Below are 10,179 nucleotides of genomic sequence, written 5' to 3'. Positions count from 1 at the left end.
CGCGACGACGGTCGGAAGATCCCCTTCTGAGTCATTGGCGATCCGCTCCAGCGCGTGGATCCCGCCGAGCCGCACATCGAGGTTCTCGTTGCCAAGTTGGCGACTGCACGGGTGAAGCGGTCGACCAGCTGAGCGTCCCGTGACAACACGACAGCTTCCCGTGAGAGGCGGAGTTCCTCCGCCGTGCGCTCCTGAGACAGTCGAAGCCCTCCCGGGGAGAGGCGCAGCTGCTCGTCGGTGTCCTCCCGAGCGGCTTCGGCCTCCTTGCGGTTGTCCTGCAGTTGCCCCCAGGCTGCCAGCGCGGCCCAGGCCGCGGCACCTCCCGCGAGCAGCGCCGTGCCGACCTGCGCGATCGTGCCGCGCAACCCGCTTCGCCGCGCGCCGTCCTCCTGTTCGAGGGCGGCGAGTTCGAAACGGAGGCGCGCCCGCTCGGAAGGATCAGTGGCCGCCTCGACGCCTCAGCGATCTCGTCGCGCACGTCGGGAGCGACCGGCTCGACGAGGAAGTCCCATCTGGGGAGCCAGAGCCACAGGCAGGCCATCGCGAACAGCACTGCGACTGCCAGGCCGCCGATGAGCCGCCGCTTCAGTTGACGCTCAGCCGATCTGTCCTCCGGACTCATCGACTACATCACCTCCCGGTGCTGTTCGCTGAGAGAATCTGCCGGAGGGAGAAGGGGCGCTAAGGCTCTGGGTCTCCCGACGGGACGGGACGGGGATTCCTCCCCAGGGGCGTCATGCCGCCGCGTCAGTGTCACCGGCGCGTCGGGTCAGGCGCCGCGCGAGGGCTCGTGCTGCGTCCTCCCTCAGCACGACCCTGACACGACCCGTTGCCCTGCCGGCGATGACCTCAGGCTCAACGATGCTCGCTGGCGAGCCGACGAGCGAGAGCGCGTCAGCCAGTACGGCAGCGGCCGCGTAGGCCCGCTCTCGCGCGTCAGCCATCGCTGCGGGGATGGTTGACCATGCGCAGGACGTCGAGGCGCGTAGCGCGCTCCTGGGCGCTTTCTGCGCTCGTCGGGTGCGTGCCACGGAGCGCAATGATCCGCTCGGCCAGCTCGCCAGAGTCGGGACCGTCGTCGTGCTCGACGGGCACGGAGTCCGCGAACTCACGCCGCACGCTTTCGGCAATCTCGACGGCCAGGCGCTCGGCCAGGTCAGCCGCCTGGTGCCGCGCTCGCATGCCGCCACGCTGCGCCACGTCCAGCACGTGTCGAGCCGCCTCGCGCACACGGTCGCGACTGCGATCGTCGATGGACAGCTCGCGCAGCTCCTGCTCGTCAGGCAGGCGGCCCGTCGCCGCTGCGCGCTTGAGGATCTGACGGGGTGGGAAGCGCAGCAGCGCGCGCTGGCGGTCAGAGATCATGCTTCGTGCTCCTGGGTCCGAGGCCAGGGATGGCCCACCGTCGTCGGCCGCTGGGCGGCGGGCCTCCCCAGGGGAGAGAATCCTGCTCTGCTCGCTATGTCAGCTCGCTATGCGGAACCGAAGCGCACTGTGGCGCACCGCGCCTCGTTGACGTTGGGTCATCGCGCCGTGCACGGCCGCACGATCGAACGTCATGCGCGTAAGTGTAAACCATTGCTCGAAGGTTCACGTCGCTTGTGCGCTTGTGCGATCGAACGCGAAGTGCACAGCGCCCAGGTGGTAGGAGGATCACGTGCCTGTGATACGTTGACTGTCAGTCCTACCGCGCTTACCTCAACACATGGGTTGCGGCAGCGCCATCGTGCGCCAGATGCGGCGGCAGCGACGTCGTGGGCGGGCCCATGACCGCGTTGAGCGACGATCAGACAGGAGCGGTGTGATGAGCAGTCCTGAGCGTGACCACCCGACCGGCCCGATCGGTGACATGCACGGCCTGACCGGCGAGCACTGGACAGGCGGGCGCTGGCCTGAGCCCCCACCAGGCACAGCACCACCTCTGGCGCCGGCCGACGGCAGCAACGGCATGGCGGGCATGGTGCTGGGCATCATTGCACTGGCCATCGTGTGGGTGCCGTTCCTGGGCATATTGGCCCTGCCGCTGGCCATGATCGGCGCGCCGCTGGCAGGCGTGGGATTCTTCCGCGCGAAGCGTGGTGGGCTCGGGCTGGGCGTGCCCATCGCGGGAATCGCGACCAACGTGGTGGCCGTCATCGGCTGGTTCGGGTTCGCCGTGGCGTACATCGGCGCGGTCCCCTCGACCCCCGTATAGGTCGCAGGCCGCGGTGGGCTACCCTTCCGCGCGGTCCGCCGCGGTCTGCCGCTAGGTCAACCCAGGCGTGTCCGGGACGCTCGCCTCGTAGTAGCCGTCGAGCTTGGCCGCGACAAGGGCGGTGAGCTGCGGGTCTAGTTCGATAAGCAGGCCCTTCGCGCCGTCACCGACGACGATCAGCAAACGGCCCTCGTCATCCATCGTCACGCCGTTGAACGGCGCGTCGGTCACGGCGTGCAGCTCCCGGGTGGGTTGTTCTCGATGAGGTGCTCGAATTGGTCGGGCATGACTGCCTTGACGCGCGGGATGCCGTCGTAGAACTGACGCCGGCCATCCTTCGAGGCGGCGTCGAGCTGATCGAGCATCCCGGTGCCGATCTTCTCGATCATCGCCTCGACCATCTCCAGCGGATCGGTGTCACGTAGGCGTCGGATCAGCTCGAGGCGTTCCTCGAAGGTCAAGTGTGGGGGCATGACGGGCTGGCTCCTTGTGTGCGGGCGGCGTACCACTCCTGCGGATGAAGGACTGATCCACAGAAGAGGGGTTTCGATCTTTCGTTCTCATATTCCTAAGCGCACGAGGGTGGGTCCATGCCAAGGGGCCACGCCGGTGCCACGTGGCCACGCTGGTGCCACGCTGGGCCACGAGCGGTCCACGCTGGGGCCACGTGCGGTCCACGCTCACGGTCTCAACAGCCGCGTGAGCTGGCCCCACAGATCCGCGCCGCGGGCGTCGGTGCAGCGGTCGGGCCACACCGTGATCTCGGCGTCGGTGGCGATCGGGTAGCCGTCCAGGACCTCTTCGACGCCTCGGCCATGCACTTGCTGCATGGCGTCCACGGCGTCGGTGATGTCGGACGCGCCGGACTCAATCATCACGGCATCGTGCACCGGCGCGACCACCTCGATACCGCGCTCGTAGGCCAGGCTGATCGCCAGGCGCAGCATCTCCGCGCCGTTGCCCTGCATGGGGAAGTTGCGCGCGGTGCGGTGCTGCCTGACGGAACGCACCTGCAGCGGCCACCCGAAGACGGTCTCCAGTGTCCCTGGTCGATGCGGCTCTCGGCCCACTGCCAGTAGACCTTGAACCTCTTGGCGAACTCCCGCAGTGTCCGCTGTGCGACGTAGCGCGGCACGCCCATCCGCTGCCCAGCGTGGTGGCACCCATGCCGTAGTTCACGCGAGCACGCACGGCTTCGCCCGGTCGCGGGCTGCCCGGTGCGTTGCCTTCGTGGCTCCCGGAGGTGTCCAGCCGGCCAGCTCGGCGAACGTCAGATACATGTCGCCGATCTCCAGGACCTCCAGCATCGCGGCGTCGCCCGAGAGCGCTGCTGCGATCGCGAACTCCTGGAGACTCCAATCGATGTAGGCGACCGCCCGGTCCTCGGTCGGCTTGATCAGGTGCCTGATCCACTTGCCCGGCCCGAAGACGAACCTGCTGGTGGGCGGCTGGTTACGCGACGTCTTCGAGCGGTAGGGCATGATGGCGCGCGGTTGCGGCCGTCGGCGCCGACCGTGAGCATGCCGGCCCGTGCCGGCCCTGGTCAGTCGACGGCGTCGGCTGCCTCCTGCTCAGTGCTGGCACCACGGTGGCGCAGGTCACCCGACGCGTCCTCCAGATGCGCCCGCACGAACCACTGGAACATCTCCAGCTGCTCGGTCTGGGCGATCATCATGTCCTGCGACACCAGGTCGAGGTCGTTGAACTCCGCGATCGCGGCGCGGTGATCGGCGATGACACCCGTGTAGACCAGGTCGAGGGCCGCGAGGTGCTCGTTGGTCATCGCGCGCAGCAGACTGTAGTCATCCCAGCCACGCGTCTTGGAGACGTAGCCCGGTGTGCCGACCGGCTGCCCACCCATGGTGGCGATGCGCTCGGCCGTCTCGTCGGTCATGGTGCGCACCGCGTCGACCTGGGGGTCGAGCATCTTGTGCACGCCGATGAAGGTCGGACCGACAACGTTCCAGTGGACGTGCTTGAGGGTCAGCTGGAGGTCGATCAGCGAGGTCAGCCGCCGTTGCAGGGTGTCGACGACCCGCTCGGCGTCCGCCTGGTCCATGCCGGGGATTGTGTATCGGGAAGCCATGCGTGCAGCACTCCTTCATGGAGGGGATGGTGGGGGAACACCGCTAGGGTTCCCGTCCGGCCAGACCGGTAACCGCCCTCGGGCGGACGTGCTCCGCGTCCCGGTCCGGCCGTCGGCGGCATGACCACAGCACCAGGGGTTGATCCCATGACCGCCGCGCTGTCCACCCGCGTGCACTGTCCACCCGCGTGCACCAGATCAGCGAGAGCCCACGCTCGCGATCAGCGCCGAGGCGAAGCGGCTGCGCAGCCAGGGCGTCCACCTGATCGGGTTCGGCGCGGGCGAGGCCCGACTTCGCCACAGCGGAGCACATCGTCGCCGCCGCCCACGCTGCGTGCAGCGAGCCGGCGATGCACAGGTATTCCCCCACGGCGGGGCTGCCGGCGCTGCGGGACGCGATCGTGGCGAAGACCGGACGCGACAGCGGTCTGGAGGTCGATCCAGCCCACGTCACCGTGAGCAACGGCGGCAAGCACGGCCTGTTCAATGTGTTCCAGGCACTGGTCGATCCGGCGACGAGGTCCTGCTGCCCGCGCCGTACTGGGTCAGCTACCCTGAGCAGGTCGCCTCGCCGGCGGGACCGTCGTGCGGCTGCCCACGACGGCCGCAGACGGCTACCGCGTCACCGTGGACCAGTTGGAGGCGGCGCGCACCCTGCCACGAAGGCGCTGGTCTTCGTGTCGCCGTCGAACCCGACGGGGTCGGTGTGCACCCCGGATGAGATCCGCGAGATCGGGCGGTGGGCAGCGGCGGCCGGCGTCTGGCTCGTCACCGACGAGATCTACGAGCACCTGGTCTACGAGGGGGCGCAGTTCGCCAGCATGCCGGTGGTGGCGCCCGAGATCACGCCGCGGTGTGGTCGTCAACGGCGTCGCCAAGACCTACGCGATGACCGGTGGCGCGTCGGCTGGTCGATCGCGCCTCCGGCCGTGGCCGCGGCGATCAACCGGGTGCAGAGCCACGTCACGTCGAACGTGTCCAGCGTTGCACAGCGCGTGGCGCTGGCCGCCGTCGAGGAGCCGATGAGCCGGATCGAGGCCATGCGCGACGCCTACGACCAGCGTCGACGCATCGTTCACGAGGCGTTCAGTGGGTCGACGACGTCGTGTGCCCCATGCCGGGGAGGCGCGTTCTACGTGTTCCCCGACGTCCGCGCGCGCCTGCAGCGTCCCGTCCACGGCAGGACGGTCACGAGGTCGCTCGAGCTGTGCAATCTGCTGCTCGACGAGATCAGGGTCGCGCTGGTGCCGGGGGAGGCCTTCGGCGCGCCGGGCCACGTGCGGCTGTCCTGTGCCCTGTCAGACGAGGAACTGCGGAAGGGCTTGACCCGCATCATCGACGTGCTGCAATAATCTACGGCGGTTAGCGGGCACGTTTGCTGGACGTGCATCGAGGATCACCGAGACAACACCGGCCGAGGAGGTTGGCGACACGATGGCGGAGTTCCGCCTGACCAGTCCTGCGTTCGAACAAGACGAGGACCTGCCGGACCGCTTCTCCGCCGACGGTGGCAACGTGTCCCCACCACTGGAGTGGACCGGCGTGCCGGACGGAGCCGTCGAGCTCCTGCTGGTCTGTGACGATCCCGACGCCGAGGTCGGGGTCTTCACGCACTGGATCGTGTACGGCATCGCCGCCCACGAGAACAAACTGCCCGAGGGCGTGCCGCGTGACGCGGTCGTGGACGAGCCGGTCGAACTGATGCAGGGGCTCAACGAGTTCGACGAGGCGGGCTATACAGGGCCGATGGCCAGCGACGACATCGAGGAGGCGATGCCCCACCGCTACTTCTTCCGCCTGTTCGCGCTGGACGCCGAGCTCGACCTGCCGCCGGGTGCCCGCCGGAACGAGATCCGCCGTGCGACGTCGGGGCACGTGCTCGGCTCGGCCGAGCTGGTCGTGATAGCGTGACGCCCACGCCGGCACCGCGCGTACCGACAGGATGACCGAACCCACTACGCGCAACGACATGCCGCCGTGGCAGCAGCGGTTCCACGCGGTCCGCTGCAGCCTGCCGACCTGGGCGCGGCATGCACCGCACCGTACGGCCTACACGACCAACCGGTCGGGTGTGCGGCAGCTGTGGTCGTGGGATCTGCGGACCGACCGGCACCTCCCGCTGACCGACAAGCCCACCGGGGTCGCGTGGGGCGTCCTCATGCCCGACGGCAACGGGGTCGCGTGGTTCGACGACGACGCCGGCAACGAGGTCGGCCGCTTCGTCGTGACGCCGTTCGCCGGTGGCACGTCCATGGATCTGGCGCCCGGGCTGGCCCCCGGCTGGTCCGCGGGCCTCTCCCTGCGATCTAGGCGGCATGCGGTCGGCCGCGCGGACCCCGACGGGTTCTCGATCGCCGTGGTGGAGGACGGCGTGACGCGGACCATCATCTCGCGGTCGCGTCCCGTGTCGGTCGCGGGCCTGAGCGCCGACGCCGACCTGCTCGCGCTGTCCCACACCGAGCACGGCGACTTCCTCCACCCGACCGTCCAGGTCGTCGATGCCGACGGCGTGCTCGTCAGCGCCGTCTTTGACGGGCTCGGCAACACGATCGACGCCGCCGGGTGGTCGCCCGTGGCTGAAGACGCCCGCCTCGCCCTGGTCGTCGAGCGCACCGGCCGTCGCAGCGCCGAGGTCTGGGACGTCCGCGCCGACACGCGCACGTCCTGCGAGGTCGATCTGCCCGGCGAGGTCGAGGTCGAGGACTGGTGGCCTGACGGCTCGGCCCTGCTGCTGGCCCACGAGCACCGCGGGCAGCGCACCCTGGTGCGCTACGACCTGGCGACCCGCCGTGCGACGCCCGTCGACGTCGGCGGTGGGACGGTCACCGCCGCGCGGGTCCGTCCCGACGGTGCGCTGTGGTACGTGTTCGAGTCGTCGGCCCACGCGCCCGCGGTGCGGGAGCGCACCGACCGGGGGGACAGCGTGCTGTTGGCGCCGCCCGGGCTGCGGGCGCCCGACGGGACCGTGGCGGTGTCGTTGGACTATGCCAACGACGACGGCGACGACGTCCATGCGTTCCTGACGCTGCCCGACGGACAGCCGCCCCACCCGCTGGTCGTCGACGTCCACGGCGGCCCTCATGCCCAGGTGACGGACAGCTTCGACCCCTTCGTGCAGGCCTGGGTCGATCACGGGTTCGCCGTGCTCAGCCCGAACTACCGCGGATCCACCGGGAGCGGCAAGCGGTGGCAGGACGCGCTGGAGGGCGACCCGGGCCGCCCCGAGCTCCTGGACCTCCGGGCGGGACGTGACCACCTGGTGCGCGAGGGTGTGGCCGACCAGCACCGGGTCGTCTTGACCGGCGCGTCGTGGGGCGGCTACCTCACACTGCAGAGCATCGGCACGATGCCCAACGCGTGGTCGGCGCCGTCGCGCTGGTGCCCGTCGCCGACTACGAGGCGGCGTTCGAGGACGAGTCCCCGTCGCTGCAGGAGTTCGACACCGCGCTGTTCGGCGGCACGCCACAGGAGTGTGGTGACCTGTACCGCGAGCGCTCGCCCATCACCCACGTCCACCGGGTGCACGTGCCTGTCCTGATCATCACGGGCGCCAACGACACGCGCTGCCCGCAAGGTCAGGTCGACAACTACGTCGCGGCGCTGGAACGCCACGGCGTGCCGCACGCCTACGACGTCTTCGAGGCCGGCCACGGGTCGATGGCGGTCGCCGAGAACGTCCGTCAGCAGGCGCTGGCGCTCGACTTCGTGGCACATCATCTGGGCACGTCACCAGCACAACGGTGACTGGTGTCCTCACACCGCCGTGTCGTCGGTCGACGCGTTGCGGTCGCCGATGACGGTCAGCGCCGTGACGGCGGCGAGCCCGACGGCGACGCAGACGAGTGCCAGCACGACCTCGCCGCCGTCGCCCGGCCCGAGCAGCGCGCCGGCGTCGTCCTGCCACGGCCACAGGCGGCGCAGCGATCCGGCCATCAGCCCGACCAGCACCGCCATCGTCGCGTCCTGGTGCACGTCGAGCAGCCACGCGAGCAGCTTGGAGAACAGCCCCAGACCGGTGGCTGCACCGAGGATGAACACCGCGACGTAGGCGACGTCGAGGTCGCGGACTGCCTCGAGCGTCGGCTCGTACATGCCCATGATGAGCAGCAGGTAGGCGCCGCTCACACCGGGCAGGATCATCGCGCAGATCGCGACGGTCGCCGCTCCGAACACGACTGGCAGCGCCGGATCCTCGACCGTCGCGGGTGCCAGGCCGGCCAGCACGAACGCGGCCACCCCGCCGGCCACCGCGAGCCAGAGGTGCAGGCCCCGCCGGACGTCGATGCGGCGCCACGGGATCGGCAGCGCGCCCGCGATCAGCCCGAAGAAGACCGCCGACGTGACGACCGGGTAGTGCTCGATCAGCGGCGGCAGCACGACGCTGCCGATGCCCAGTGCGACCACGATGCCGACCGCCAGCGGGATGACCAGCCCGAGGTCGGCGCGACGCCAGCTCGCCCTCGCGGAGGCGCGGTCACCACGCAGCAGCGACGCCACGCAGGATGCGATCTCGTGGATGCTGTCGATCAGCCGTTCGTAGATACCCAGGATCAACGCCACGGTGCCGCCGCTGACACCGGGGATGACGTCCGCGGTCCCCATGAGCAGGCCCTGCAGGCCGTGCACGACCGATGCCGTGGCACGGGCCTGCCGCGCAGGGTTGGTCCCGTGCGCGGCCTCGTTGCTCGTCGTCATCTGGTGCTCCGGATGTCGTGGCGATCGCGCCCACCGGTCGCGGAAGATGTGCTGGACGCGGTCGCTGTCCCGCCCACCGGACGTACCGCGCGCAGCCTAGCCGATCGCCCACGCGCACGTCCGCGCCGTCCACACCCCCGCGTGTGCCTGCACCGTCATCGGCGCGCCAGTGGCTAGCATTGCGCCATGGCAGGCACCGTCCCGGGCACCGTCGCCGACGCCGGCCCGTCGGCTCCCCGGCTCGTGCACGCCGCAGAGCCATTGCCCGGCATGCCCACACCACCGCCGCGTGACCCTGCGATCAGGCTGTCGTTCTCCCGGGTCGACACCTATGAGCGCTGCCCACTGAGGTTCCGGTTCCGCTACGTCGACAAGCTGCCGTCCACGCCGAGCCCGGACTTGTCGTGGGGCTCGGCCATCCACGCCGCGCTTGAGGCGTGGTGGAGCCAGAAGCTGCCATCGCCACCTCCCGTGGAGGTCCTGTACCGCGCGCTGTACGAGCACTGGGAGGACGCGGGCTTCGCGGACATGGACCGCGAGCGCAAGCTCGTGTGGTACCGGCACGCACGTGACGTGCTGACCCGCCACCACGAGCTGTACGCCGCCGACTACCGTCCGGCGGTCGCCTGCGAGCAGTGGTTCGAGCTCGACCTCGGTGACGGCGTGGCCATCCGCGGATCGATCGACCACGTGGCGCGCACCCCGGCCGGCGGCCTCGGGATCGTCGACTGGAAGACCAACCGGCGCGCGCGGAGCCGCAGCGAGGTCGCGTCGAGCCTACAGCTGGCGATCTACGCGCTCGCCGCCCGCGAGTTGTGGGGACGGGAACCGGAGTGGGTCGCGCTCGACTTCGTGGTGCCCGGGCTGCGCGTTAGCGTGGACCGCTCCGAGATCGACATCGACGGCGCGGTCGCGCGGATCCGCGACGTCGCCCGGCGCATCGCCGACGAGCAGTTCCCCGCCAGCCCGTCAGCGCTGTGCGGCTGGTGCGACTACCGCAGCCTGTGCCCCGCGTTCGAGGGCGAGGGACCCGACGTCCCGGGCCTCGCCGTCGTCGAGCTCAAGCGCCTGCGCCGACGGCGCGCCCGCGACGAGCGCCGGATCGCCGAGCTTGAGCAGGTCGTGTCCCGCTACCTCGGCGAGGAGCTGACGCTCGATCTCGGGGAGGACGGTCGCGCGGGTTGACGCGCCACGCCGACCCACG

Annotated in this window: 12 protein-coding genes and 1 pseudogene; 5 read left to right on the top strand and 8 right to left on the bottom strand. The window is 70.2% G+C overall.

Translation table 11 applies throughout. From position 1 onward, the window contains the following. Both VK923_20865 and VK923_20860 read right to left on the bottom strand, forming a co-directional pair. The coding region (locus VK923_20865; GenBank protein ID HSJ47131.1) for a hypothetical protein at positions 1–365 on the bottom strand (365 nt) is incomplete at its 3' end. A gap of 571 nt (positions 366–936) precedes the next feature. Beyond that, positions 937–1,365: a hypothetical protein gene (locus VK923_20860; GenBank protein HSJ47130.1), complete on the bottom strand. Its 429-nt coding sequence runs from the start codon at positions 1,363–1,365 to the stop codon at positions 937–939. Between the two features lie 439 nt (positions 1,366–1,804). On the opposite strand from VK923_20860, the gene VK923_20855 reads away from it, so the two are divergent. After that, positions 1,805–2,194: a hypothetical protein gene (locus tag VK923_20855; protein HSJ47129.1), complete on the top strand. Its 390-nt coding sequence runs from the start codon at positions 1,805–1,807 to the stop codon at positions 2,192–2,194. Between the two features lie 51 nt (positions 2,195–2,245). Here the strand turns inward: VK923_20855 and VK923_20850 are convergent, their stop codons facing one another. From VK923_20850 to VK923_20830, 5 genes are all read right to left on the bottom strand, one after another. Then, positions 2,246–2,425: a hypothetical protein gene (locus tag VK923_20850; GenBank protein ID HSJ47128.1), complete on the bottom strand. Its 180-nt coding sequence runs from the start codon at positions 2,423–2,425 to the stop codon at positions 2,246–2,248. Continuing rightward, positions 2,422–2,667, bottom strand: a complete 246-nt coding sequence (locus VK923_20845; GenBank protein ID HSJ47127.1) for a hypothetical protein — start codon at positions 2,665–2,667, stop codon at positions 2,422–2,424. Before VK923_20845 ends, VK923_20850 begins: the two co-directional genes overlap by 4 nt. Positions 2,668–2,874: 207 nt before the next feature. After that, positions 2,875–3,141 (bottom strand): hypothetical protein, encoded by a 267-nt coding sequence (locus VK923_20840; protein HSJ47126.1) that lies wholly within the window; start codon positions 3,139–3,141, stop codon positions 2,875–2,877. Positions 3,142–3,369: 228 nt separating this feature from the next. Beyond that, positions 3,370–3,675 carry a hypothetical protein gene (locus tag VK923_20835; protein ID HSJ47125.1) on the bottom strand — a complete coding sequence of 102 codons (306 nt, stop codon included), beginning with the start codon at positions 3,673–3,675 and terminating at the stop codon, positions 3,370–3,372. Between the two features lie 62 nt (positions 3,676–3,737). After that, positions 3,738–4,280: a DNA starvation/stationary phase protection protein gene (locus VK923_20830; protein ID HSJ47124.1), complete on the bottom strand. Its 543-nt coding sequence runs from the start codon at positions 4,278–4,280 to the stop codon at positions 3,738–3,740. A 350-nt stretch (positions 4,281–4,630) separates the two neighbouring features. Between VK923_20830 and VK923_20825 the strand changes: the two genes are divergently transcribed. The 3 genes and pseudogenes from VK923_20825 (at position 4,631) to VK923_20815 (ending at position 8,024) form a co-directional block, all read left to right on the top strand. Then, positions 4,631–5,632 (top strand): aminotransferase class I/II-fold pyridoxal phosphate-dependent enzyme, encoded by a 1,002-nt coding sequence (locus VK923_20825; protein HSJ47123.1) that lies wholly within the window; start codon positions 4,631–4,633, stop codon positions 5,630–5,632. An 82-nt stretch (positions 5,633–5,714) separates the two neighbouring features. After that, positions 5,715–6,191, top strand: a complete 477-nt coding sequence (locus VK923_20820; protein ID HSJ47122.1) for a YbhB/YbcL family Raf kinase inhibitor-like protein — start codon at positions 5,715–5,717, stop codon at positions 6,189–6,191. A 31-nt stretch (positions 6,192–6,222) separates the two neighbouring features. Continuing rightward, positions 6,223–8,024: pseudogene (locus tag VK923_20815) on the top strand (prolyl oligopeptidase family serine peptidase). 9 nt (positions 8,025–8,033) lie between these two features. On the opposite strand, the gene VK923_20810 reads toward VK923_20815, so the two are convergent. Continuing rightward, complete coding sequence (locus VK923_20810; GenBank protein HSJ47121.1) at positions 8,034–8,975, bottom strand: DUF368 domain-containing protein; 942 nt, start codon at positions 8,973–8,975, stop codon at positions 8,034–8,036. A gap of 186 nt (positions 8,976–9,161) precedes the next feature. Here VK923_20810 and VK923_20805 point away from each other — a divergent pair, with 186 nt between their 5' ends. After that, positions 9,162–10,160, top strand: a complete 999-nt coding sequence (locus VK923_20805) for a PD-(D/E)XK nuclease family protein (protein ID HSJ47120.1) — start codon at positions 9,162–9,164, stop codon at positions 10,158–10,160. Positions 10,161–10,179: the final 19 nt, after the last annotated feature.

The sequence above is a fragment of the Euzebyales bacterium genome, from assembly GCA_035461305.1.
Taxonomy (GTDB): Bacteria; Actinomycetota; Nitriliruptoria; order Euzebyales; family JAHELV01; genus JAHELV01.
The sequence above is the reverse complement of the archived record's forward strand: the minus strand, read 5'-3'. Positions and strand labels throughout refer to the sequence as shown.

Coding starts and splice junctions, on each gene's coding strand:
- VK923_20860 (HSJ47130.1), bottom strand. CDS start 1,365: ATGATCTCTGACCGCCAGCGCGCGCTGCTGCGCTTCCCACCCCGTCAG.
- VK923_20855 (HSJ47129.1), top strand. CDS start 1,805: ATGAGCAGTCCTGAGCGTGACCACCCGACCGGCCCGATCGGTGACATG.
- VK923_20845 (HSJ47127.1), bottom strand. CDS start 2,667: ATGCCCCCACACTTGACCTTCGAGGAACGCCTCGAGCTGATCCGACGC.
- VK923_20840 (HSJ47126.1), bottom strand. CDS start 3,141: ATGCTGCGCCTGGCGATCAGCCTGGCCTACGAGCGCGGTATCGAGGTG.
- VK923_20835 (HSJ47125.1), bottom strand. CDS start 3,675: ATGCCCTACCGCTCGAAGACGTCGCGTAACCAGCCGCCCACCAGCAGG.
- VK923_20830 (HSJ47124.1), bottom strand. CDS start 4,280: ATGGCTTCCCGATACACAATCCCCGGCATGGACCAGGCGGACGCCGAG.
- VK923_20825 (HSJ47123.1), top strand. CDS start 4,631: ATGCACAGGTATTCCCCCACGGCGGGGCTGCCGGCGCTGCGGGACGCG.
- VK923_20820 (HSJ47122.1), top strand. CDS start 5,715: ATGGCGGAGTTCCGCCTGACCAGTCCTGCGTTCGAACAAGACGAGGAC.
- VK923_20810 (HSJ47121.1), bottom strand. CDS start 8,975: ATGACGACGAGCAACGAGGCCGCGCACGGGACCAACCCTGCGCGGCAG.
- VK923_20805 (HSJ47120.1), top strand. CDS start 9,162: ATGGCAGGCACCGTCCCGGGCACCGTCGCCGACGCCGGCCCGTCGGCT.